Below are 23,386 nucleotides of genomic sequence, written 5' to 3'. Positions count from 1 at the left end.
TCCTCCCATGGTAGGTATTGACCCGTGAACAGTTCAGTCGGGGGCGGTGACGATGGGCCCGCTCGCTCCGCTCCCGGCGCCGGCGACGATCGTCGGCCCGCCCGCTCCGGCCCGCGGGCTTCGTACCCCGCCGCCCAGTCGGCGTCGAGCCGGCGGGCATGGTTCGTCGGACTGACTGTGCTCGTGATCGCGGCCGGGGTAGGGATCGCCATCCTCGGCTACTCCCGCTTCGCCGCACCCGACGTCTCCGGGGAGGCCACCGCATACGACATCGTCGACAACTCGACGGTCGCCGTGCAGTTCACCGTGACGCGGGCGGACCCCGGTAGCCCGGTCGCCTGTGTCGTACGTGGCCGTTCCGTCGACGGCGACGAGACCGGTCGACGCGAAATCCTCATCCCGGGCGGAACCGAGAGCCAGGTGGGGATGCGCACCGAGGTCACCACGTCGAAACCCCCGGTGATCGGTGAGGTCTTCGGCTGCACCATCGACGTGCCCGCCTACCTCACCAGCACGACACAGTGACCGGGAAGGTCCGCGACCGCGCGGTCTTCGCGACCGTCTCGAGTCCCTACTACGCCTACCTGCTCGCGCTGTTCGTCGGCGTGATGCTGATCAGCAACATCACCGCCACCAAAGGCGTCGTTCTCTTCGAGGACTGGCTACATCTCTCACTCGGGCCCATCCAACTCGACGGGCTCGTCACCGACGGGGCCTTCTACCTCTTCCCGCTCGCCTACGTCCTCGGCGACGTGATCAGCGAGGTCTACGGATTCCGCGCCATGCGCCGCGCCATCCTCACCGGTTTCGTCGTCTCCCTGCTCGCATCGATCTGCTTCTGGCTCACCATCGAGCTGCCCGCGGCGGAGTTCTACGAGGGCCAGGAGGCCTTCCGGACTGTCGCGGGTGTGGTGCCACAGTTCCTGCTCGCGGGGCTGGCCGGCTATCTCGCCGGGGAGTTCCTGAACTCGCTCGTGCTGGTGAAGATGAAGGAGCGCGCCGGGGAACGTCATCTGTGGGCTCGCCTCCTCGGCTCCACGGTGGTCGGCGAGTTCGCCGACACGCTGGTGTTCTGCTCGATCGCAGCAACGGCGCTGGGCATCTCCACCTGGGGTGATTTCGTCAACTACACGATCGTCGGATTCGTCTGGAAGACGTTGGTGGAGATGGTGATCATGCCGTTGACCTACCTGGTCGTGGGGTGGCTCAAGAAGCGTGAACCCACCTACCAGGACGCCCTCCGACAATCGACGTCGGACAACTCTGATGTGCTTTAGCTCTCAGTGACTGCTATCCTGTATTGATACACGGCTCCGCGAGGGGTCGTGTTGCTGCATTTAGAGCAGTCCATATGCCCAGGTGAAAGAGACGCCGGGGCCGCGGACAACACAAAGGAGTAACCGATGACCGACACACAGGTGACGTGGCTGACCCAGGAGTCGCATGACCGCCTCAAAGGCGAGCTGGATTCCCTGATCGCCAACCGGCCGGTCATTGCTGCCGAGATCAACGAGCGTCGCGAAGAAGGCGATCTCAAGGAGAACGGCGGCTACCACGCGGCCCGCGAAGAGCAGGGACAGCAAGAAGCCCGCATCCGTCAGCTGCAGGAACTGCTGAACAACGCGAAGGTCGGCGAGGCTCCGACGCAGTCGGGCGTCGCGCTGCCCGGTTCGGTCGTCAAGGTCTACTACGACGGCGACGAGAGCGACACCGAGACCTTCCTGATCGCGACGCGTGAAGAGAGCGCCAAGGACGGCTCCATCGAGACGTACTCGCCGAGTTCGCCGCTGGGCGCCGCACTCATCGATGCCAAGGTCGGCGAAACGCGCGAATACAACGTGCCCAGTGGCGCCGTCGTCAAGGCGACGTTGGTCAGCGCCGAGCCGTACCACGGCTGAGCAGGCGCAATACCGGACCACAACATGGCGGCCGGTGTCGAGACATTGTCTTGACACCGGCCGCCATGTTGCGTGACCGGCGGGGCTCTGCCCATCCCCGATTCGCCACCCTCACCTACCGCTGGCGGTAGGCATGGGCTCGATGGTCTACCCGGATCACCAGAACCGTTGCATCATCTGGCAATTCGTAGATCACCCGGTATGCGCCCCGACGAGCGGAGTGCAAGCCCGGCAACTCGCCGAGGAGCGGCTTGCCGACACGCTGCGGATTCTGCGCGAGTGGTCCGTAGATGAAGTCGATCACAGCGTGAACGTAGCGCGGTGAGAGTTTGTCGAGCGATCGCACAGCGCTCGGCGCGAGCTGCACGCGGTACGTCATCAGCGCGCGTATCGGGCACGAACCGCAGCTTCGTCGAGAGTCGACTCGTCAGCAAGCGCCTCGCGCGCCTCTCGAATATCGTCTGCCAGCCCGGGCCGACTCTGCCAGTAAAGGGTTTCCTGCACGGCATCCCACTCGTCGGCACTGACCAGAACCACCGCCGCTGATCCGTTGCGGGTCACCGTGATGTGTTCGTGTGTGCGCATCACCTCCTCCACCAGCTCACTGAGCTTGGCCTTGGCAACGGACAGAGGAAGAATACGCACGCCGCTCAGCATAGATCAGAAAACAGACCATCCGCAGACCAGAATTCGAACCATCCAGAGCGCAGCCGCAACGCACCGTCGACCCCGGTCATGCGGCCAACACAGACACCGACGTCATCCTGGGCAGTTTCGGCCAACCTGGCTTCACGTACTCGTACTTGCTCTTCGGGATGGAGAGCTGGTTCAACCGAAGCCGGCTCTCTTCGACGGCTGTGCCGAGTTGCTGGAGCACGGTGACGATCGGTTCGATGTCATCGGCTTGTGTCACCTTCAGATCGAGCGTGAGCGGCACAACGACCCGCGCGGCATCGGCCAACGTCGATGCCCGCCACGGACTCAGAAAGTCGAGTCGTTCGGACGGGCGAGTCCTGGTCAGTACGTGCAGAATCACCGCGTCGGCCCGTAGCCGGCCGCGATCAGACGCCCCACTGTCCTGCTCGTCCGGTTCATCGTCGACATATCCCCACCACAGGACCCCGTCCACATCGACGTCGGTCACGTCGAGCCTGAACAGGTCGATGCACGCCCGGATCCGGCCGATCGGTTCGTCGAACAACAGGCACCCGGAGTAACCGAGGGCGATCAACGACGTGGTGTCGGAACGCTGGTATTCGACCGAACGCGCCGCCTCGACGGCGGACAGCGGTATCCAGATCGGAGCGAACGTCGCAACACTCGCGGCGGCGGTCTGCGCATAGACCCGATCGTTCCGCAGCCTGGGGAGGTTCTCGAGGTAGAACTCCTGCTCCTCGAGCAGCTCGTCGTGGAAGTCCGGCCGCAGATCCTGCAGTATCCCGTCGTCGACGAGCGCCGACAGCTGCTCGAGGGTGATCTCGTTCAGTTCGATCTCGCGGTCTCCGATGGCGATGAACTGCTGGTATCCGTGGGCCAGTTCGGCCCGAATCCGGGCGACATCGTGTGGTGCCCATCGCGGTGCTGGTTTCCGGTTGCGTCCCATGGACCGGAAACCTAGCCCCATTCACCAGCGTTACCGCGACGTCATCCACAGGCCACCGAAGCATCCACAGCCACCTCACAGCAACGGCAGAGATGATCCCCAACCTGCGGCATCATCCTTGGACCATGAGAAAGCACACACGCGTTCCCGATGTGGCACTGGTGGTCGTCGACGACGACCCCGCAGTCCTCGATCACGCCCGCGACCTGTTCCGCCGCAACGTCCCCCTGGCCGTCGTCAGCAACCACTACGCCGACGTGGTGCCATTCATGTTGGGCAACAACGGGTACACCGTCGCGCTTGTCGCGGATGTCGACGACCCCGGCCAGCTCGCCGAGGCGATCGTCATCACCGAACGCCGGCTCGGTCCGGTCGGCTCGGTGATCCGCTACGCGGCGGACCTCTCCGCTGCGGGTTCGGGCACCGCCGCGCCGGCGGCCTGACGCCACGGGCGGTACACCACCACCATCGCCACCGCGATGATCACGGCCACGACGACGATGTCGAGTATCCAGTGATTGGCGGTGCCGACGACGACGAAGAATGTCGTCAGCGGGTACACGACGCCCAGCACCCGGACCCAGGTCCGCCGGGCGTAGATCGCGATCATCAGCCCCGCCCAGATCGCCCAGCCGCAGTGCAGGGAGGGCATGGCGGCGAACTGGTTGGTGATCGACTCCGGGCCAGGTGACCCCGACGACTCCCACCAGCCCCAGCTCGCCGTCTGCGCCAGGATGTCGTGGTAGCCCGCATACATCCGCGGTGGCGCCGTCGGAATCAGGTAGAAACCGACCAGCGCGGTCAACGTGGTGAACGCCAGGACAAGGGAGGCCCGGCGATACGCCGGGCGGTTCGTCCGGTACAGCCAGACCGCCACGCCGATGGTGACCCACCAATGCAGCGTGTGATAGTGCACCGAACTGAGGTCGGCGACGAGCCGCTGGGTGTTGACCCACTGGTTGACCGGCATCTCGATCGCGAGGTGTAGCCGCTCCTGCAGGTCTTCGATCGCCGAGCCGTTGGCGAAGGCGGGCGCGACCTCCTTGCCGCCGAGATTGCGGACGTACGAGTACGCCTGGAAGATCGACCACACGATCGCGATCTCCAGCCACCAGTGTGGTTGTGCCAGATATGCACGTGTGCGAGCCATGAACGGATGGACACGAAACCACAGAGCGGCCGGTAACGACCGCTCTGTAGCCACGTCCTCCTGCGCCGTTGCGGTCATGACCTCCCCGGGTAAACGTCCGGCCAACACTGATGGTTGATCTGTACAACTAAGAAGAACCCAAGAGTAAACCCTGCGCCATGGGTGCGGTCCAGGCGACCATGCCGGACGGCCCGAATCGTTACCTCTCCGCACCGGCGACATCGCACGCACGGCGCAACAAACTGGCTCCCCGTGTATGAATGAGACCCATGGCGCGTAGCTATCCCCTGGAGTCCATCGACCTCGAATTCTTCGACTCGGCGCCGGTGACCTACGTCATCGACGTGAACCTGCCCGTCAGTCCTGCGCGCGCGTGGGCCGAACTGACGAGACACAACACCCTGGACTGGTGCCGAGCGATCAAATCCATCGAGTTCACCTCACCTGCTCCGTACGGCGTCGGCACCACCCGAAAGGCGTCGCTCGGCCCCGGATTGGCCTTGTCGGAGCACTTCTTCGTGTGGGACGAGAACAGCGAGACCGGCGAGTACCGCAACGCTTTCCACGCGGTTTCGGCCTCCACGCCCGGTGTGAAGCGCTTCGGCGAGCTCACCGAGATCCGGCCTGCCGATGTCGGTTGCCGGCTCGTCTGGTCATTCGCCCTCGAACTGTCGACGTCGGCGAAGGCGGTGACCGCGTTCAGCGGGCCGACCGCCGCGAGCGTGTTCAAGACCGTCGAGACCGACACGATTCGTCATTTCGCGAAGCTGTCACCTCAGACCTGACGGGCTCGTCGCCGACCAGACGGGGTCGGCCCGGGTTCTGTCGGCACGAATCGGGGTTCTGTCGGCGCGAAACCGGGTTCTGTCGGCGGATCAGTCGCGCAGGAACCCAGCATCCGACAGCGACCGGCGTAGTTCCCGCTGGTGTTCGGGTCCGCGGGTCTCCACGCTGACGGTCACCTGGACCTCGTCGAGGTAGAGGTCGTCGGCCACCCGCGAATGGACGACGTCGACCACGCTCGCGCCCAGATCGCGAAGCAGTTCCAGCAGGGCGATCAGGCCGCCGGGGCGATCGGACACGGTCGCGGTGACGGTCAGGAACCGTCCGGCGGCGGTCAGACCGTGGGTGGTCACATGACTGAGCAGCAGCGGGTCGATGTTCCCGCCGGAGACGACGACGCACACGTTCCCGGAGAGGTCCACCGCGCCTGCGGTGACCGCGGCGACCGCAGCCGCCCCGGCGGGTTCGACGATCAGTTTGGCGCGTTCGAGCATCAACAGCAGTGCGGTGCTCAACGATTCCTCGCTGACCGTGACGACGGAGTCGACCAACTCGGAGATGTGGGCGAACGGTACGTCGCCGGGCCGGGCCACCGCGATCCCGTCGGCCATGGTGTTCATCGACGCCGCCGCGACCGGATGTCCGTCGGCGAGGGACTGCGGCCATGCCGCCGCCTGGGCGGCCTGAACGCCGATGATGGTGACGTCGGGGCGTCGCGCCTTCACCGCGGCGGCGATCCCGGCCAGCAGCCCGCCACCGCCGAGCGGCACCACGATCGCGTCGACGTCGGGCATCTGCTCGAGGATCTCCAACCCGACGGTCGCCTGACCGGCGACGATGTGCGGGTGGTCGAACGGGTGGATCAGCACCGCGCCGGTCTCGTCGGCGAACGCACGTGCCGAGACCAGCGCCTCATCGACCGTCGAACCCTCGAGGATGACCTCGGCGCCATACGCTTTGGTCGCCGCGATCTTCGGTAACGCGGCGCCTCGCGGCATGTACACACGTGACGCGATACCCAACGAAGAGGCCGACCACGCGACGCCCTGCGCGTGGTTGCCCGCGCTCGCGGCGACAACGCCCCGCGCGCGTTCCTCGTCGGACAGCCGGGAGATCCTGTTGTAGGCACCCCGCGGCTTGAATGACCCTGTGCGCTGCAGGTTCTCGCACTTCAGCCACACTTCGCAGCCGATCCGCTCGGACAGGACCCGCGACGCGATCATGGGGGTGCGACGGATCACCGTCGACAGCGTCGTCGCTGCGCTGTCGATGTCATCCTGGGTCACGGACACGACGGGATCGCGTTCAGCCGAGCGCGTTCTCGAGGTCGCCGAGCAGATCGGCGATGTCCTCGATCCCCACCGACAGCCGCACCAGGTCGGCCGGGACCTCCAGCAGCGAACCGGCGGTCGACGCGTGGGTCATCGCACCGGGGTGCTCGATCAACGACTCGATGCCGCCGAGCGACTCGGCCAGGGTGAACACCTCGGTGCGTGCGCAGAACTCTTGCGCCGCAACCTGTCCGCCCTTGAGGCGAACGGACACCATGCCGCCGAACCGGCGCATCTGCTTTCCGGCGACGTCATGGCCGGGATGCGTCGGCAGCCCGGGGTAGAGGACACTGTCGATCTTGGGGTGTGCCGAGAGGAACTCGACGATCTTCTCGGCGTTGTCGCAGTGCCGGTCCATCCGGACGGCGAGAGTCTTGATGCCGCGCATGGTGAGGTAGGCGTCGAACGGTCCGGGAACCGCGCCGGCGCCATTCTGCAGGAATGCGATGGCCTCGTCGATCTCCTCGTCGTTGGTGACGAGCGCACCGCCGACGACGTCGGAGTGTCCGCCGAGGTACTTCGTGGTCGAGTGGAGCACCACATCCGCGCCGAGCAACAGCGGTTGCTGCAGATATGGGGAGGCGAAGGTGTTGTCCACCACCAGTTTCGCCCCGGCGTCGTGTGCGACGGCGGCCAACGCCTCGATGTCGCCGACGTTGAGCAGCGGATTCGTCGGGGTCTCGATCCACACCAGCTTGGTGGCCGGCGTGATCGCCGCCCGCACGGCATCGACGTCGGACACCGGGGCCGCCGAATAGGTGATGCCCCACTGTGTGAAGACCTTGTCGATCAGCCGGAAGGTGCCGCCGTAGGCGTCGTTCGGGATGACCAGATGGTCGCCGGGACGCAGGGTTGCCCGCAGCAGCGCATCGGTGGCGGCCATGCCACTGGCGAAACCCCGCCCGTACGTTCCCCGTTCGATGGCCGCGATGTTGGCCTCCAGGACACGGCGGGTCGGGTTGCCGGTGCGGGCGTACTCGAATCCGTCGCGTAGCCCGCCGACACCGTCCTGGGCGAAGGTTGAGCTGGCATAGATCGGCACGTTGACCGCACCGGTCTGCGGGTCCGGATCGTATCCGGCGTGGATGGCCTGGGTGGAGAACCCCTGCCAGCGAGACGAATCCGCAGCGCTGCGCTGTTCACTCACTTCGTTGCTCCTCGGGTCGCGTCGGCGGCGCCGACGGTGCTGACTGCCGGCTCAGCCGACGGTGGGGTGGCTGCTGACGAAGGCCAGCAGGTCATGGCGGGTGATGACGCCGATCGGCTTGCCCTCTTCGACCACCATCAGTGCGTCGCACTCGGAGAGCGCCTTGGTGGCCGCCGACAACGGCTCGCCGGAACCGATCAGCGGGAACGGATCGCCCATGTGCTGTGAGACGGGATCGGCGAGATTGGCCCGACCCTCGAAAACCGCGCCGAGCAGGTCACGCTCGGTGACCGCGCCGGCGACCTCGCCGGCCATCACCGGCGGTTCCGCACCGACGACGGGCATCTGGGACACACCGTATTCGCGGAGGATCTCGATGGCGTCGCGCAGCGTCTCCTGTGGGTGGGTGTGCACCAGATCGGGCAGCGCTCCGGTCTTGCCTCGCAACACATCTCCGACGAGGGACTCCTTGGTCTTGCCGTCGAGCGGCGACCTCAGGAAGCCGTAGCTGCTCATCCATTCGTCGTTGAAGATCTTTCCGAGGTAGCCGCGGCCACCGTCGGGCAGCAGAACCACCACGACGGCGTCCGGCCCTTCACGTTCGGCCACCTCGAGGGCCGCCACGACCGCCATCCCGCAGGAGCCGCCGACGAGCAGTCCTTCCTCGCGGGCGAGACGTCGCGTCATGTCGAACGAATCGGCGTCGGAGACGGCGATGATCTCGTCCGGCACCGTCGGGTCATAGGCGGTCGGCCAGAAGTCCTCGCCCACCCCCTCGACCAGATACGGACGGCCGGTCCCGCCGGAGTACACCGATCCCTCGGGATCGACGCCGACGACCTGCACCGAACCGTCGGAGACCTCCTTGAGGTAGCGGCCGGTCCCGGTGATGGTGCCGCCGGTCCCCACGCCGGCGACGAAATGGGTGACCTTGCCCTCGGTGTCCGCCCAGATCTCCGGCCCCGTGGTCTCGTAATGGCTCTGCGGCCCGGCCGGATTGGAGTACTGGTCGGGCTTCCAGGCACCGTCGATCTCGCGGACCAGACGATCGGAGACGGAGTAATAGCTGTCCGGGTGATCCGGCGGGACCGCAGTCGGACACACCACCACCTCTGCGCCATAGGCCCGCAGAACATTCCGCTTGTCCGCGCCGACCTTGTCCGGGCACACGAACACACACTTGTAGCCGCGCTGTTGCGCCACGAGCGCCAGTCCGACGCCGGTGTTGCCCGACGTCGGTTCGACGATGGTCCCCCCCGGTTTCAGCGCACCGGACTGTTCGGCGGCATCCACCATCCGCACCGCGATGCGGTCCTTGCTGCTGCCACCCGGATTCAGGTATTCGATCTTGGCCGCGACGAGACCCGAACCGGGTCTGGTCACCGAGTTGAGCTTGACCAGCGGGGTGTCGCCCACGAGATCCACGACGTGTCCAGCAATGCGCATGTGTCCATCGTCCCAGAGAGGCGGGCACGGCTCGAACTCGGACTAAGCTGGCAGCCGTGTTGTGGAGGTGCGAACAGACGGATCGGTGGTCTCGCCGATCCGATCATCGGTCAGGGCATGATGGACAACAACCGCGTTCTGCGTGACGTCGGGGCGACCGTGGCGGCAACGGCGGCCAGCGCCGGGGCGTCGTGGGCGGCGTACAACTACCTGAACAATCAGGCGGTCACCGCTCGCACCGTGATCCCCCACCGCACCGACGACGCCCCCAACGGCGACGGTATCTACCTACCCGACGGCACCGGCCCGCATCGCTACACCCGCACGACGCCGGTCGACCTGTTCTTCGTCGTGTTCGGTGATTCCACCGCGGCGGGTCTCGGCGCCGACACCGCGGACGAGACGCCGGGAGTCCAGGTCGCGCGGCGCGTGGCCGCCGAGACCGGGAAGACCGTCCGGTACGCCAACAAGGCCATCGTCGGCGCGACGTCGCGGGGACTCGCCGCCCAGATCGACGCGATGTTCATCACCGGTGAGCGCCCCGACCTGGCGGTCATCCTCATCGGCGCGAACGACATCACCGCCCGCAACCGGATCCGGACGTCGGCCCGACGGCTCGGGGAGGCGGTGTCGCTACTCGTCGCCCAGGACGCCGCGGTGGTCGTCGGCACCTGCCCGGACTTCGGGGTGATCACGGCGATTCCGCAGCCGCTGCGTACGGTCCTGCGGCGCTTTGGACTCCGGCTGGCCGCCGCACAGCGTGGCGCCGTCCGGAATGCGGGTGGTCGGCCCGTTCCGATGGCCGACCTGCTGGCAAAAGAGTTCCTCGCCAAACCCGAGCACATGTTCTCTCCGGACCAATATCATCCCTCCGCGGCCGGGTATGCCCTGGCGTCCGACATCCTGATGCCCGAGGTGCTCGCAGCCATCGACGAGTGGGGCCCTACGCCGCTCCCGCAAGCTCCCGAGGTGTCCGAGGCGGTGGAACGGCGGCGGCTGATCACGCGCCTTCGCCGGCTACTCGGACAGAGTCCGGACGAGGCCGGGGCGCCGTCGGGGCTGCCTGACCAGGGGTCCGGCGAGCGCTCCGATCGCGGCTTCGACCAACACGACGCCGCCGCGCGGGTAGGCGCGCAGCTCAGTGGGAGCGACCCCGAACCAAGCAACTGCTAGGGGGTAATCTGGCGACATGCCTGAAGCAGTGATCGTCGCCCATGCCCGCTCCCCGATCGGCCGCGCCGGTAAGGGGTCCCTCAAAGATGTCCGCCCCGACGAACTCTCGCGCCAGATGGTCGCCGCGGCCCTCGCGAAGGTGCCCGAGCTCGACGTCGCCGACATCGAGGACATCCACTGGGGCATCGGCCAGCCCGGCGGGCAGGGCGGCTACAACATCGCCCGGGTGATCGCCGTGGAACTCGGCCTCGACCACGTGCCCGGAGTGTCGGTGAATCGGTATTGCTCGTCGTCGTTGCAGACCACCCGCATGGCCCTGCACGCCATCAAGGCCGGCGAGGCCGACGTGATCATCTCCGGCGGCGTCGAGAGTGTCTCGAGTTTCGGGATCTCCGGCGGCGCCGACGGCGCACCCGATTCGAAGAACCCGGTGTTCGACGAGGCGATGGCCCGCACCGAGAAGTCAGCCGAAGGCGGTGCCGGTACCTGGCACGATCCTCGCCAGGACGGCCTGATCCCCGACGTGTACATCGCCATGGGCCAGACCGCGGAGAACGTCGCCAGCTTCACCGGGATCTCCCGTGAGGACCAGGACCGCTGGGGTGTGCTGAGTCAGAACCGGGCCGAGGAAGCGATCAAGGCCGGCTTCTTCGAACGCGAGATCGACCCCGTCACCCTCCCCGACGGCACCTCCGTCACGACCGACGACGGGCCGCGCGCAGGCACCACCTACGAGAAGGTGTCCCAGCTCAAACCGGTGTTCCGGCCGGACGGCACGATCACCGCGGGCAACGCGTGCCCGCTGAACGACGGCGCCGCAGCCCTGGTGATCATGAGCGACACCAAGGCCAAAGAACTGGGTCTGACTCCGCTGGCGCGCGTTGTCGCCACCGCGGCGACCGGGCTCTCCCCCGAGATCATGGGCCTCGGACCGATCGAGGCCATCCGCAAGGTGCTGCGCATCTCGGGGAAGTCGATCTCGGACATCGACCTCGTCGAGATCAACGAGGCCTTCGCCGTGCAGGTGCTCGGATCGGCCAACGAGCTCGGCATCGACCACGACAAGCTGAACGTCTCCGGGGGTGCCATCGCACTCGGCCACCCATTCGGGATGACCGGCGCACGCATCACCACCACACTGCTCAACAATCTGCAGACCCACGACAAGACCTTCGGCATCGAGTCGATGTGTGTGGGCGGAGGCCAGGGCATGGCGATGGTGCTCGAGCGCCTCAGCTGACCGTTCGTCGACAAGGGCGCCCACTCGCATCGAGTGGGCGCCCTTTTTCGTCCACTGGGTGCCACTTTCCGTCGACTGGGCGCTACTTTCCGTCGACTGGGCGCCAGTTTTCGTCGAGTGGGCACCACTTTCGGTTGATTGGATTGACCGCCCTCGACCGGGCGAGGCAAAGAAGCATCGACTCAACGGCCAGACTGCCCAGTGAACGAGAAAGGGCGCCCACTCGACGGCAAGTGGCGCCCACTCGACGCGAAAGGGCGCCCACTCGACGTGAGTGGGCGCCCTTTCGAGACGTGGTGACTACTCCGAGTTGAAGTAGCTCAGCAGGCGCAGGATCTCGACGTAGAGCCACACCAGGGTGACGGTCAGGCCGAGAGCGACTCCCCAGGCAGCCCGTTCCGGGGCGCCTGCACGGATGAGCCGGTCTGCGGCGTCGAAGTCGAGCAGGAAGCTGAACGCGGCGAGCGCGATGCACACCAGCGAGAAGATGATCGCGAGCGGACCACCGTCGCGCAGGCCGAAGCCCTCACCGCCGTTGAAGAAGCCGATCACCAAGTTGCCCAGCATCAGCACGATCACGCCGATCATGCCGGCGAACAGCATGCGGGTGAACCGCGGGGTCACGCGGATGGCGCCGACTTTGTACACCACCAGCATGCCGAAGAACACGCCGAAGGTGCCGAGGACCGCTTGCCCGATCAGGGCTCCGGCCGACGTGTCGCCGGACACCATCCAGTTCGCGAACACGAACGAGATCGAGCCGACGAACAAGCCTTCCAGGAGGGCGTAGGCGAGAACGATTGCCGGGTTGTCCTGCTTGCGGCCGAACGTCGCGACGAGGACCAGGCCCAGACCGCCGAACGCGCCGACGAGCATGAGTGGCGTCGCGAGCGCCTCGTTGGAGTCCACGAGGAAGTACGCCGCGATCGCGGAGATGGCCAGGACACCCAGCGTCATCGCGGTCTTGGTGACCACGTCGTCGATGGTGAGCTGGCGGGAGACCGGGGGCGCCGGTCGCGTGTAGGGGTCGGTTTGCTGACCGTACTGATTCCACATGGCGCCTTGGCCGGCCGCGGCCGCTCCGGCACCGAACCCGGCGGGGCCGGTCTGGTTATCGCGGACCACGCCGCGCATAACCGGATTGCTGCTCTCTCGCACCTACGTGCTCCTTCGTACTTGTTGGTCGGCAGTGACAGGCGAATCTGCAATGTCAACGCGTACAGAGGCCGTCAGGTTCCGACTTTACCTTCTCTTGACCTGGGTGTCGTGCGACCGCCGACTCAACGCCCCGCGTGCCGTTGATCACGGAGCCAGGCGCGGACCTCGTCGGGCTCGGTGTCGACACCGAGCATGCCCAGGGCCGTACGGCCGAGGCAGACGGCACGGAGCAGTGTCTCCGCCAATCGGAGATCGTCGCCCCACGCGAGGTCTGGTTTGGCCAGCATCAGCGACGCCACGCCGTGCGCGGCGGCCCAGAGTTCGAGGACCACCTCGCCGACGTCGGATTCCGGATAGAAGCCCTCGCCGGCGAGTTCGGTCACGGTCGCCGAGATCCTGGTGAACGCCGACGCGGAGAGGACCTGGTCGACCTTCGACGGCCCGGGCGCGTGCTGGCGAAAGGCGATGCGGTACAGCGCGGGCGTGGCGATGGCGAACCGGACATAGGCCAGGCCCTGCTGCAGCGCCCGCTCGAGGGGGTCGTCGACACCGGCGGCCGCAGCGGCGAGTTCGCCGTCGAGCTGCTCGAAGTATCGTGCGCACACCGCGTCCAGGAGCTCGTCCTTGTCGCCGAAGTGCAGGTAGATCGATGGCGGCGTGACCCCGACCCGCGATGCGACAGCACGGATTGACACCGCGGCATCGTCTCCGTGCTCGACGAGGAGTTCCGATGCCGCCTCGATGATCTCCTCGGCGAGCAGTTCACCCGATCCGCGGGGTGAGCGGGTCCTCTTCGCTGTGCTGCGCACTGTGCTCCTGTGTCGATCGTCGATCCGGCGCGGCCGGGACCGGGGCCGGACCACCTTCCGACAGCCCGATCCTGTCGTGAAGTCGGCGCAGGGGTCCCGGCGCCCACCAGTTCGCACGACCAGCGAGGCGCATGAACGCCGGCACCAACAGCATGCGGATGACGGTCGCGTCCATCAGAACCGCGAGTGTCAGGCCCACCCCGAACATACGCATGAACGAGACCTCGGACGCGGCGATCCCGGCGAAAACGATACTCATCAGCAACGCTGCGGCGGTGATCACACGACCGGTGCGCGCGATTCCGACAGCGACCGCATGGTCGCTGGCAGCGCGTGTGCCATCCGATGACAACCACTCCTCGCGGATGCGGCCCAGCAAGAACACCTCGTAGTCCATCGACAGCCCGAACGCGATGCAGAACATCAGCACCGGCATCGTCGCGACGAGATAGCCGGTCGCGGTGGTGCCCAGGCCGTCGAGGTGGCCGTCCTGGAAGAACCAGACCATCGCACCGAAGGTCGCCGACAACGAGAGAATATTGAGTACCAGCGCCTTCAACGGGAGCACGACGCTGCCGGTGAACAGGAACAGGAGTACGAAGGTCGCGACCGCGATCGACCCGAGCACCCACGGCAGATGGGCATAGATCGCGTCGACGGTGTCCGCGTTCGTGGCGGCGGGACCGGTGAACAACACCTCCACATCCCCCGGTGGCGCGATCGCGCGCATCGACTCCAATTGCCGCTGTCCGTCCTCGTGCATCGGTTCCGCACCCGAGGACACGGTGATGATCGCGGTGTCGCCCCGGAGATCGTCGGGGGCACCCGGCGCAACCGCCCGTCCGTCGACGAAGGTGGTGGCCGGAGTGGTCACCGAGTCCACGTCAGCAACCGCGGACAGGCGGCTCGCGTAGTCGTCGAGCATCGACGGATCATCGACGCCGGTCACGACGACCGCCGCGGTCGAGGCCATGTCCTGCTCGAAGTCGGCGCGGATCTCCTGTTGGATCGCATGCGACGACGCGGACTCCGGCAGGACCCGGTCGTCGGGGAACCCGAAGCGGATGCCGAGGAACGGCGCGCCGAGCACGAGCAGCACCGCGGTCACCACGAGCGCGACCGGTAGCGCGTGCCGGAGCACGAACTGCACCAGGCGATACCAGCGGGTCTCCTCGATCGGCCGAGGTGATGGCGCAGGGCGACGCAGCAGGCGGCGCACCGGCCGGCGGACGTCGAGCGCGTCGATCCGCGGGCCCAGCACGGCCAGCAACGCCGGGGTGAGGATCAGCGCCGCGAGCGAGGCGACCAGCACCACACCGACCCCGGCGAACGCGAACGAACGCAGGAAGTACATCGGGAAGATGGCGAGCGCCGCGAGCGACAACGCGACCGTCACCGCGGAGAAGGCAACCGTCCGTCCCGCGGTCACCATCGTGGTGGCGATCGCGGTGGGTCGTTCCGCCCCGCGCGCGAGTTCCTCCCGGTAGCGCGTGACGAGCAACAGTGTGTAGTCGATGGCCAACGCCAGGCCGAGGGCGGTGGTGAGGTTCAGCGCGAAGATCGACACGTCGGTGAACGCCGCGATGAGCCGCAACAGGGCGAAGGTCCCGATGATCGCCACGATGCCGATGACCACCGGCAAGGCGGCGGCGACGAGCCCGCCGAACACGACGATGAGGAACAAAAAGCTGATCGGGATCGCGATCCCTTCGGCGATCGCGAGATCCCGCGAGGTCTGCTCGTTGACCTGGCTGAACACCAATGCCTGTCCGCCGACCCGAACCGTGATGCCGTCACGTTCCCCGCTGAACTGCTCATCGATCTCGGCGGCATAGCCGGGTGCGTTCTCCTCACCGCCGTCGAGCCGGAACACCACAAGCGCCGACGACGAGTCCTCACTGACCAGCGCGGGCGCCATCGTCGGGTTGTCCCAGACCGACAGGATCGGTTCCTGGACATGTTCGTTGGCCGCCAGTTCGGCGACGATCCCGGTCCCCACCTCCCGGGCGACGGGGTCGGTGGCCATGTCCATCCCCGCGGGTCCGTCGAGTTTCACCACGACCTGCATGCCGCCCCGGTCGAAGGTCTCGTCGAGGACGAGGTCGGCACGTGACGAGGCCGAAGCCGGGTCGCTGTACCCGCCGGCCAGCAGATGGCCGGCGGCGGTCGCGCCGAACACACCGGCCACCACGAGCAGCAGCACCGCTCCGGCGAGCACCTTTCTCGGCGCCTGCAGAACCAAGTGAGTCATCTTCGCCAACATCGAAGCACCCCCGAATCGGTGAGTTATCGACGTTAAGTTAACAGCATTAATGAAGGCGGTCAATCGTCTCAACGGATGATCATGGAGCTCGGCTGGGACCGGATCGCGGTCTTCGCGACAACCGCCGCCGCGTCCGCGCAACCCCGCGCGTGACATGCTGTGAGTCGCCGTGCCTATTTCGCGGGCCCTGTCGAGGGCCCGCGGGTTCCAGGCCCCTATAGCCCAATTGGCAGAGGCAGCGGACTTAAAATCCGCCCAGTGTCGGTTCGAGTCCGACTGGGGGCACCATCACATTGCCGGCCTATGCCGGAGAACGCACGCTCGCAAGACAACCTGGCTGTCACCCTCGGCGAGACTTTGACATCATCGGATCCATGTCACCGTCAGCACGGAGGCCCGCTGGGCACGAGGGAGTAGCCGGCGGCTTCGCCGGCCTCGCTTGAGGGGCCCGCCCCGAAGGCACGTGAGTCGTCGAACGGCGGCCCGTGCCGCTTCAGGCGTACCTTCCTTCCTCCGAACGATGTCAAGGACATACTCATGCACGCCCTCACCGAGGCGCAGATCCGCGCCTGTTTCGTCAATTCCACTCGTCGGGAACGTAATTCGCTGACGCTTCCGATCGGCTTCGACGCGATCGACTGGGAGAAGTTGCTCTTCCTCGGCTGGCGCGACCCCAAGCTGCCACTGGTCGGCTATCTCGTCACACCGGTCGACGACGAGCCCGTCGGAGTGATACTCAGACTCGGGTCATCGCAACCGAGAACCCGTCCCCAGTGCTCGCTGTGCGAAGACGTCCAGCTGCCGAACGAGGTGGCGTTCTACAGCGCCAAACGGGGCGGCGCCGCCGGCCGCAAGGGCGACACCCTGGGTGCGTTGATCTGCTCAGAATTCCAGTGCAACTCCAACGTTAGAGCGAAACCGTCGAAGATCTTCGCCGGTGCCGACCCCGAAGGGGTGCGCCAACAGCGCATCGAAGGCCTCGGCAGGCGGGTCGAGCGTTTCGCTCGGCGTGTGGCCGGTTCCCCCAACGCCGCCGGTTCCGTCTGAATCGACCGTCGCGATCACCCACCCGTCGACTGGTCGAGCACATACAGCGTCGCGCCGCCCGGATCCCGATAGGTCGCCATGAAGCCGCCCGGGATCTCGGCCGGTTCGTCGACCACCGCGAGCCCCGCGGGCAGGGTCGAGTGGAAGTCGGCGAGGCTCTCGACCGAGAACACCGGCCCCGGTGCGGCTTCGGGATCCATCGCGTCGATCATCAGGCTCGCCTCCGAGCCGGGAATCGCCAGCGTCACGGTCAGGTCGCCCTCGCGCCAGGCCTCCTGCCAGCCCAGGCCGTCACGGTAGAGGGCCAACGACGCTTCCAGATCCTTGGTCGGCGCCAGGAAGAACTCGAGTTTCATGTCCATACCTTTCGACAGCGTGCGTGGCGTAATTGGATTATGGAAAGCATAACGCCATTATGGAGGTATGCGCCAGTGGATACCGGTCTCGACCTCGCCGAAGGGACGGCTCGCCCTGCGGGCTGTCGAACAGTTCGGGTCCAAGCCGTTCGACGAGGTGACCGTGGGCGCACTCGCGTCGGCAGCAGAGGTGACGACCGGCGCGCTCTACCATCATTTCGACAGCAAGCTGGGGCTCTATCAGTTCGTCCGCGCCGACGTCGAGCAGCGCCTGCTGGATCGGATGTCGGGTGCCGCCGCCACATCGCGCAGCGCGAGCGAGGTCCTGCTGGTGGGATTCGACTACGCGGTGGCCCAGCGGTTCGCCTATCTACTCGGCCAGCCGCCGCCCAAATCCGGCGAGGACCCGGTGGCGCAGTTCGTCGACGAATTGCTCGGGCACCTGGCCATCACTGCCGATCCCACCATCATCGCGGCGCTGTGGCGGGCGGCCCTCATCTCGGCGGCAGCAGGTACCGATCGGGCGCGAGACACGCTCGTGGTCGCGCTCTCCGGTTTCGACTCCACACGATGACCGGGCGCCGGCGCGGCTCTCGAACGGCGCCGGCCGAACCGTCACCGCACCGACAGACGTCGGCTCCGACGGGCGACAATCAGTTCGCCTCGAACGCCTTTCGCACCGCGTCCACCTGCATCCGGACGAACTCCTTGGACACCGGCGCCGACGTCAGGAGCAGGTCGAAAGCGTGGTACGCACCAGGGATCACCTCGACATCGCAGTCGACGCCCACGTCGCGTAGCCGCTCGGCGTAGGCGAGATCCTCGTCGTGGAAGAGGTCGAGGCTGCCGACGCCGATCCACGCGGGCGCGAGGTCGTCGAGATCGTCTCGGCGCGCCGGTGCCACCACTTCGGGCGTCGCATCCCCGAGATACGACTGCCATCCGAACCGATTCGATCTGCTGTTCCAGATCCGCAGGCTGGTTTCCATCGCCGACGGGCCGTCGGCACCGGTGCGGTCGTCGAGCATCGGGTAGACCAGCAGTTGGAGAAGAGGTGTCGGCTCACCGAGATCCCTGATCCGCAGAGCCAGCTGCGCGGCGAGGCCACCCCCCGCGCTCGCCCCGCCGATCACGATCCGCGACGAATCCACCCCGTCCAGTTCGCGCGCGAGGGAGAGCGCCTCGTGGCAGTCATCGAGGGCGGCCGGGAACGGATCCTCGGGCGCGAGGCGGTAATCCACCGAGACCACCACCGCGCCCAGCTCGCGGCTGAAATGCCGGCACCGTGCATCATCCTGTTGCGCTCGCCCGATCACGTAGCCCCCGCCGTGCACCCACACCAGGACAGGTGCGTTTCCGGCCGAACCGTCGGGACGAAAGATCCGGACGCCGCCACCCGACGGCAGCGAACGCACCTCGACATCGCCGCCGCGTTGCAGGCGGGCCATGGTGTTCTGCACGAACCTGACGACCCGGAGGCTTCGCGGCCCCACCAGACCGCGCGGCAGGACCCGGGCCGGCCGGGCCAGGTCCGGATGGAATTCTTGCTGCACTGCGTTCATCGTCGACTCGTACCTCCCGATGCGATTCGTTGGTTCTACTCATACCCCGGCACAATCACGATCGATGGACATCGACGAAAAGAGCACGAAGCGCTACGCGCTGCCGGCGGTCCTGCTGGTCTTGTTCACGACCGGTTGGGGCGCCAATCATTTCGCGTCGATGATCCCGGTGCTGCGGGCCGACGAAGGTCTGTCGGCGACCGTCGTCGACGGCGCGTTCGGCATCTATGCGCTCGGGTTGCTGCCGGGGTTGTTCGGGGGCGGCACGCTGTCGGACCGGGTCGGCCGCAGGCCGGTGGTTCTGTCGGGCGCGATGCTCGCCGGCCTGGGCAATCTGATGATGATCGTGTGGCACGACCAGGCCGGCGTGCTCGTCGGCCGTCTCGTCGTCGGGCTCGGCGCGGGTCTGACCATCGGGGCGGGCACCGCGTGGGCGGCGGACCTGCGTGGACGGTCCGGCGCGACGCTGGCCGGAGCGGTGCTCACCACCGGGTTCGCCCTCGGACCCGTCATCACCGGGGTGCTCGCGGAGTTCGTCCCGCATCGACTCGAGGTGCCGTTCGCGGTCACCGGAGTCGCCTCGTTGGCGGTTGCCGTCGCGGCGATCGTGCTGACCCCACCGGCACACTCGCCGGTCCACGACTCCGCCGACGCTCACGAGACGACCACGCGGTCGGTGCGAGCCGCGCTGTCGTGGTCGATTCCCATGGCGTTGTGGGTCTTCTCGTCGGTGACCGTCGCGGTGGTCGTGATGGCCGCGCGGATCGGCGACCGATACGACGGGGCATGGGTGCCCGGTCTTGCCGCGGCGCTGTGTCTGGGCTCCGGCGTGGTCGTGCAGTTCGTCGTGCGTCGACTGCACACCGGTCCGATGACCGGCGTCGTCGGCGCTGCGCTGGCCGCGATCGGCTTCGTGATGGCCGCGGCTGCGGGTTCCGAGCCGAGTCTGGCCGTGTTCGCGCTCACCGCTATCGTCCTCGGGCTCGCGTACGGGCTGTGCCTGCGAGACGGCCTCGTCGACGTCGAGACGATGACGCCCGCAGCGAGCCGGGGCCGCGTGACCGGAATCTTCTACGTCGCCTCCTACCTGGGCTTCGGGCTGCCCGTGCTGCTCACCAGCATCCGTGGGTCGGTCGGCGTCGTGGCCCCGTTGGCGATACTGGCGGCGGCCGCAGTGGTCGCGGCGACCGCGCGGGCGGTGCGCGTCCGCCGGCCCGGTTGACCGGCCGCCCGATACGTCAGACCGGCCGGAACACGCTGCCCCGCACCGCCGCTCGCGCGGTGCGAACCGCGACCGTCGCCCACGCGGCGACCAGGACCACGAACAGCATCTCCCCCAGCGCACGGATCGGCGCGGCGTCGAGCGCGGCACCCAGCGCGAGGAGCCCGGTCACGCAGGTGCCGACCGGGAACGTGAAACTCCACCATGTCAACGCGAACGGCAGACTACGACGGACCGCTCGCACGGTGACCGCGGTGGCCAGTGCGAACATCGCCACGCCGAAACCGCCCATCGCGAGACCGACCACGATGCCGAACACGGCGAGCCCCGTGGCGATCGGCGCCTGCGCCCCGGTGAAGACGTGGTCGGCCTCGGCGGCCAGCAGATTCGCGGCCGTGACCGACTGACCGATCATTCCGAGCGTGATCCAGATGGTGGGCGCCGATCGGGACTCGGGCACGCCGCCGTGGGTGAGCCGCGCATAGATCATCGTCATCGTCATCAGTCCGAGAACGAGGCTGACACCGAACAACGCATAGCATCCGGTCAGCATCGCCAGCCGCGGTTGACCGGTCGGCACGTGCGCGATGAGCGCCGCGCCCGTCGCCGCGGACACCATCGGCGGAACCACCGGCATCAGCCAGGCCGGCAGCGCCACGTTCTCACTGCGTCGCGGCGCGGTCATCATGGTGAACGGCACCCACACCGCGGTCAGCACGCCGAGGGCGGTGCCCGACGACCACAAGACCACGCTCGTCCACAGCGCCACCGAATCCCCGAGAATCGGTCCGCCCAGCGACAACGTCCCGGCGCCGACGGTGAGCAGTGCCATCGGCGGTGCGCCGTAGAAATGGGACATCACCGGATCGGCGGCATAACCCCGGGCGTTCTCGCGATGACGCACCCAGTGCACGACGAATGCGGTCGCGATGGTCGCCAGCAGGATCGCGGCCGCCGCCCAGATCGCCGTGGCGAAAGCGTCCAGCGCGGCCGACCGCATCGGCAGCGCGACCGCCGCGTTGGCGACGATGCCCGTACCCATCACCGCCGCGAACCAGTTCGGGGTCAGGTGCTCGAAGACCTGCCGCGGATGGTCGAGATCAGTGAGTAGACGACGGTTGGCCGCGCGGCGGACGTCGAGCGTGATGGACATGTACCCACCCTGGGACACCCGGGCCGGTCACGGCAGATGGCCCGACCTTGTGCACCCACAAGCGACACTTGTGAGCACCCACGCAATCGGGTTGTGCTCGCTCAGTCGACGGACATCTCGCCGAGCTTCGACCAGTCGTCCTGATCGACGGTCACATTGACGATGTCCGGCGTCCGCTCGAGATACTTCGGCAGCTCGGTGGTCGCCACCTGGAAGTGCGAGCTCGTGACGTGCGCCTCGGCCGCGTCGTCGTCGAACGCCTCGACCAGGACGTAGGTGTGCGGGTCGTCGAGACTGCGCGACCACTCGAAGAACTTGTTGCCCGGCTCGGCGCGGGTGGCGTCGGTGAACTCCCGGACGAGCTCAGGCCATTGGTCGGCGAATTCGGGCTTGACGGGCCACTTTGCGACGATGAGGATCATGCCCCCAACCCTAGCGATGGGCCTTCCGGTCGACCGCAGGCCGAACTGTCCGAAAAAGTCCTATATGTGACAACAAAGGTTTCCTCAAAGAGGAGACATGCACTCTGCCGACAGGCATAGTGTGGTGTCGACAACACGTGTCGAGACGAAGGACAAGCATGCGCGAGATCACCAAGTTCTACATCGACGGCTCGTGGACGGAGCCCGCCGAACTCAACCTCATCGACGTCATCAACCCGGCCACCGAGAAGGCCGCGGGCCAGGTGGCCATCGGATCGGCCGCCGACGTCGACAAGGCCGTGGAGGCCGCGCGCAAGGCCTTCACGACCTGGAGCCAGACATCGGTCGACGAGCGGGTCGACGTCCTGAACGCGGTGGTGGCCGAGTACCAGAACCGGATGCCGGACCTGGCCGCCGCGGTGACCGAGGAGATGGGCGCCCCGAGCGGACTCGCCAACAACGTGCAGGTGCCGATCGGCCTTGCGCACCTGATGACCGCGGCGGCCCAACTGCCCGCCTTCACGTTCTCCGAAGACCGCGGCACCTCGCGGATCGTCAAGGAGCCCATCGGCGTCTGCGGTTTCATCACCCCGTGGAACTGGCCGCTCAACCAGGTCATGTGCAAGGTGGCACCGGCGCTCGCGACCGGCTGCACCATGGTGCTCAAGCCGTCCGAGGTGGCTCCCTTCAGCGCCGCGATCGTCGCCGAGATCTTCGACACCGCAGGTGTTCCGGCCGGCGTCTTCAACTTGGTCAACGGCGACGGACCGGGTGTCGGCACCGCCCTCGCGGCTCATCCCGGCATCGACATGGTGTCGTTCACCGGCAGCACCCGCGCCGGCATCGAGGTGGCCAAGAATGCTGCGCCGACGGTCAAGCGCGTGGCCCAGGAACTGGGTGGCAAGAGCCCGAACGTCATTCTCGACGACGAGGATTTCGCAGCCAATGTCGCCGGCGGTGTCGCCGCGATGATGATGAACTCGGGCCAGTCCTGCAACGCGCCCACCCGCATGATCGTCCCGAAGGCCCGTCTGGCCGAGGCCGAGGAAGCCGCCAAGTCCGTGGAATCGACGCTGACGGTGGGCGATCCGGCCGGCGACGTGCGGCTGGGCCCCGTGGTGTCGGAGGCTCAGTTCGACAAGATCCAGGGCCTGATCGAGCGCGGTGTCAGCGAGGGCGCGAAGGTCGTGTTCGGCGGCCCCGGTCGCCCGGACGAGCTGCCGACCGGCTACTACGTCCGGCCGACTGTGTTCTCCGACGTCACCAACGACATGGAGATCGCGCGCACCGAGATCTTCGGACCGGTTCTCGTGATGATCGGGTACGACTCGCTCGACAATGCCATCGAGATCGCCAACGACACCGAGTACGGCCTCGCCGGCTACGTGTCCGGCAAGGATGTCGATGAAGTGCGCAAGGTCGGTTCGCGCATCCGCGCCGGTTCGATCTCGCTCAACGGCGCCCAGCTCGACCCGGTCGCGCCGTTCGGTGGCTACAAGCAGAGCGGCAACGGCCGCGAGTGGGGCGACTACGCCTTCGACGAGTTCCTCGAGGTGAAGTCACTGCTCGGCTACGACGCCTGACGAATCACCCTCGGGTTCCTCCCTCTCACGACCCGAGATG

At 67.0% G+C, this 23,386-nt stretch carries 25 protein-coding genes and 1 tRNA gene; 12 read left to right on the top strand and 14 right to left on the bottom strand.

The genetic code is table 11. The features are described from left to right. The first annotated feature begins 24 nt into the window (after positions 1–24). From V1Y59_RS04470 to greA, 3 genes are all read left to right on the top strand, one after another. The gene (locus tag V1Y59_RS04470; RefSeq protein WP_330503641.1) at positions 25–525 is read left to right on the top strand and encodes a DUF4307 domain-containing protein; all 501 of its coding nucleotides are present in this window, start codon (positions 25–27) and stop codon (positions 523–525) included. Continuing rightward, positions 522–1,277, top strand: coding sequence for a queuosine precursor transporter (locus tag V1Y59_RS04465; RefSeq protein ID WP_330503640.1), 756 nt, complete (start codon positions 522–524; stop codon positions 1,275–1,277). Before V1Y59_RS04470 ends, V1Y59_RS04465 begins: the two co-directional genes overlap by 4 nt. A 126-nt stretch (positions 1,278–1,403) precedes the next feature. Next, on the top strand, positions 1,404–1,898 hold the full coding sequence (gene greA, locus V1Y59_RS04460) for a transcription elongation factor GreA (RefSeq protein ID WP_330503639.1): 495 nt from the start codon (positions 1,404–1,406) through the stop codon (positions 1,896–1,898). 115 nt (positions 1,899–2,013) lie between these two features. Here the strand turns inward: greA and V1Y59_RS04455 are convergent, their stop codons facing one another. The 3 genes from V1Y59_RS04455 to V1Y59_RS04445 form a co-directional block, all read right to left on the bottom strand. After that, entirely contained in the window at positions 2,014–2,277 is a 264-nt protein-coding gene (locus V1Y59_RS04455; RefSeq protein WP_330430618.1) for a type II toxin-antitoxin system RelE family toxin, read from the bottom strand. After that, positions 2,277–2,543 carry a type II toxin-antitoxin system Phd/YefM family antitoxin gene (locus V1Y59_RS04450; protein ID WP_330430619.1) on the bottom strand — a complete coding sequence of 89 codons (267 nt, stop codon included), beginning with the start codon at positions 2,541–2,543 and terminating at the stop codon, positions 2,277–2,279. Before V1Y59_RS04450 ends, V1Y59_RS04455 begins: the two co-directional genes overlap by 1 nt. 88 nt (positions 2,544–2,631) lie before the next feature. Continuing rightward, positions 2,632–3,501 carry a hypothetical protein gene (locus tag V1Y59_RS04445; protein WP_330503638.1) on the bottom strand — a complete coding sequence of 290 codons (870 nt, stop codon included), beginning with the start codon at positions 3,499–3,501 and terminating at the stop codon, positions 2,632–2,634. Positions 3,502–3,626: 125 nt separating this feature from the next. On the opposite strand from V1Y59_RS04445, the gene V1Y59_RS04440 reads away from it, so the two are divergent. Then, a complete protein-coding gene (locus tag V1Y59_RS04440) occupies positions 3,627–3,944 on the top strand; it encodes a hypothetical protein (protein ID WP_330430621.1) in 318 nt (105 codons plus the stop codon). On the opposite strand, the gene V1Y59_RS04435 is transcribed toward V1Y59_RS04440, so the two are convergent. Further along, the gene (locus V1Y59_RS04435) at positions 3,890–4,651 is read right to left on the bottom strand and encodes a phosphatase PAP2 family protein (protein ID WP_330430622.1); all 762 of its coding nucleotides are present in this window, start codon (positions 4,649–4,651) and stop codon (positions 3,890–3,892) included. The genes V1Y59_RS04440 and V1Y59_RS04435 overlap by 55 nt on opposite strands. 269 nt (positions 4,652–4,920) lie before the next feature. Between V1Y59_RS04435 and V1Y59_RS04430 the strand changes: the two genes are divergently transcribed. Next, a complete protein-coding gene (locus V1Y59_RS04430; protein WP_330503637.1) occupies positions 4,921–5,436 on the top strand; it encodes an SRPBCC family protein in 516 nt (171 codons plus the stop codon). Between the two features lie 90 nt (positions 5,437–5,526). On the opposite strand, the gene ilvA is transcribed toward V1Y59_RS04430, so the two are convergent. The 3 genes from ilvA to V1Y59_RS04415 are packed head-to-tail and all read right to left on the bottom strand — an operon-like array spanning position 5,527 to position 9,358. Further along, entirely contained in the window at positions 5,527–6,726 is a 1,200-nt protein-coding gene (ilvA, locus tag V1Y59_RS04425; protein WP_330503636.1) for a threonine ammonia-lyase, read from the bottom strand. Between the two features lie 13 nt (positions 6,727–6,739). Then, on the bottom strand, positions 6,740–7,912 hold the full coding sequence (locus tag V1Y59_RS04420; RefSeq protein WP_330503635.1) for a cystathionine gamma-synthase: 1,173 nt from the start codon (positions 7,910–7,912) through the stop codon (positions 6,740–6,742). A 51-nt stretch (positions 7,913–7,963) separates the two neighbouring features. Continuing rightward, positions 7,964–9,358 (bottom strand): cystathionine beta-synthase, encoded by a 1,395-nt coding sequence (locus V1Y59_RS04415; RefSeq protein ID WP_330430626.1) that lies wholly within the window; start codon positions 9,356–9,358, stop codon positions 7,964–7,966. A 117-nt stretch (positions 9,359–9,475) separates the two neighbouring features. On the opposite strand from V1Y59_RS04415, the gene V1Y59_RS04410 reads away from it, so the two are divergent. Together V1Y59_RS04410 and V1Y59_RS04405 are read left to right on the top strand one after the other, a co-directional pair. Continuing rightward, complete coding sequence (locus V1Y59_RS04410) at positions 9,476–10,531, top strand: SGNH/GDSL hydrolase family protein (RefSeq protein ID WP_431309099.1); 1,056 nt, start codon at positions 9,476–9,478, stop codon at positions 10,529–10,531. Between the two features lie 16 nt (positions 10,532–10,547). After that, positions 10,548–11,771: an acetyl-CoA C-acetyltransferase gene (locus V1Y59_RS04405; RefSeq protein WP_330430627.1), complete on the top strand. Its 1,224-nt coding sequence runs from the start codon at positions 10,548–10,550 to the stop codon at positions 11,769–11,771. Between the two features lie 300 nt (positions 11,772–12,071). Here the strand turns inward: V1Y59_RS04405 and V1Y59_RS04400 are convergent, their stop codons facing one another. The 3 genes from V1Y59_RS04400 to V1Y59_RS04390 form a co-directional block, all read right to left on the bottom strand. Beyond that, the gene (locus V1Y59_RS04400; RefSeq protein ID WP_330503634.1) at positions 12,072–12,929 is read right to left on the bottom strand and encodes a Bax inhibitor-1/YccA family protein; all 858 of its coding nucleotides are present in this window, start codon (positions 12,927–12,929) and stop codon (positions 12,072–12,074) included. Between the two features lie 122 nt (positions 12,930–13,051). Beyond that, a complete protein-coding gene (locus V1Y59_RS04395) occupies positions 13,052–13,738 on the bottom strand; it encodes a TetR/AcrR family transcriptional regulator (RefSeq protein WP_330503633.1) in 687 nt (228 codons plus the stop codon). Next, a complete protein-coding gene (locus V1Y59_RS04390; RefSeq protein ID WP_330503631.1) occupies positions 13,692–16,001 on the bottom strand; it encodes an MMPL family transporter in 2,310 nt (769 codons plus the stop codon). Before V1Y59_RS04390 ends, V1Y59_RS04395 begins: the two co-directional genes overlap by 47 nt. 211 nt (positions 16,002–16,212) lie before the next feature. Here V1Y59_RS04390 and V1Y59_RS04385 point away from each other — a divergent pair. Beyond that, a tRNA-Leu gene (locus V1Y59_RS04385) sits at positions 16,213–16,289 on the top strand. A gap of 249 nt (positions 16,290–16,538) precedes the next feature. Next, positions 16,539–17,048: an FBP domain-containing protein gene (locus V1Y59_RS04380; RefSeq protein ID WP_330503630.1), complete on the top strand. Its 510-nt coding sequence runs from the start codon at positions 16,539–16,541 to the stop codon at positions 17,046–17,048. 14 nt (positions 17,049–17,062) lie between these two features. Here V1Y59_RS04380 and V1Y59_RS04375 read toward each other — a convergent pair whose 3' ends face one another. Further along, positions 17,063–17,404 carry a VOC family protein gene (locus tag V1Y59_RS04375; RefSeq protein WP_330503629.1) on the bottom strand — a complete coding sequence of 114 codons (342 nt, stop codon included), beginning with the start codon at positions 17,402–17,404 and terminating at the stop codon, positions 17,063–17,065. Positions 17,405–17,471: 67 nt separating this feature from the next. On the opposite strand from V1Y59_RS04375, the gene V1Y59_RS04370 reads away from it, so the two are divergent. Next, on the top strand, positions 17,472–17,978 hold the full coding sequence (locus V1Y59_RS04370) for a helix-turn-helix domain-containing protein (RefSeq protein WP_330503628.1): 507 nt from the start codon (positions 17,472–17,474) through the stop codon (positions 17,976–17,978). 79 nt (positions 17,979–18,057) lie between these two features. On the opposite strand, the gene V1Y59_RS04365 is transcribed toward V1Y59_RS04370, so the two are convergent. Beyond that, positions 18,058–18,966, bottom strand: coding sequence for an alpha/beta hydrolase (locus V1Y59_RS04365; RefSeq protein ID WP_330503627.1), 909 nt, complete (start codon positions 18,964–18,966; stop codon positions 18,058–18,060). Positions 18,967–19,030: 64 nt separating this feature from the next. Here V1Y59_RS04365 and V1Y59_RS04360 point away from each other — a divergent pair, with 64 nt between their 5' ends. Further along, positions 19,031–20,188 (top strand): MFS transporter, encoded by a 1,158-nt coding sequence (locus V1Y59_RS04360; RefSeq protein ID WP_330503626.1) that lies wholly within the window; start codon positions 19,031–19,033, stop codon positions 20,186–20,188. A gap of 16 nt (positions 20,189–20,204) precedes the next feature. On the opposite strand, the gene V1Y59_RS04355 is transcribed toward V1Y59_RS04360, so the two are convergent. Together V1Y59_RS04355 and V1Y59_RS04350 are read right to left on the bottom strand one after the other, a co-directional pair. Beyond that, positions 20,205–21,341: a TDT family transporter gene (locus V1Y59_RS04355; protein ID WP_330503625.1), complete on the bottom strand. Its 1,137-nt coding sequence runs from the start codon at positions 21,339–21,341 to the stop codon at positions 20,205–20,207. A gap of 101 nt (positions 21,342–21,442) precedes the next feature. After that, positions 21,443–21,763: a putative quinol monooxygenase gene (locus V1Y59_RS04350; RefSeq protein WP_330503624.1), complete on the bottom strand. Its 321-nt coding sequence runs from the start codon at positions 21,761–21,763 to the stop codon at positions 21,443–21,445. A gap of 158 nt (positions 21,764–21,921) precedes the next feature. Here V1Y59_RS04350 and V1Y59_RS04345 point away from each other — a divergent pair, with 158 nt between their 5' ends. Further along, positions 21,922–23,346: an aldehyde dehydrogenase family protein gene (locus tag V1Y59_RS04345; protein WP_330503623.1), complete on the top strand. Its 1,425-nt coding sequence runs from the start codon at positions 21,922–21,924 to the stop codon at positions 23,344–23,346. The last annotated feature ends 40 nt before the right edge of the window (positions 23,347–23,386 follow it).

Source organism: Gordonia prachuapensis, assembly GCF_036350515.1.
Classification (GTDB): Bacteria; Actinomycetota; Actinomycetes; order Mycobacteriales; family Mycobacteriaceae; genus Gordonia; species Gordonia prachuapensis.
The sequence above is the reverse complement of the archived record's forward strand: the minus strand, read 5'-3'. Positions and strand labels throughout refer to the sequence as shown.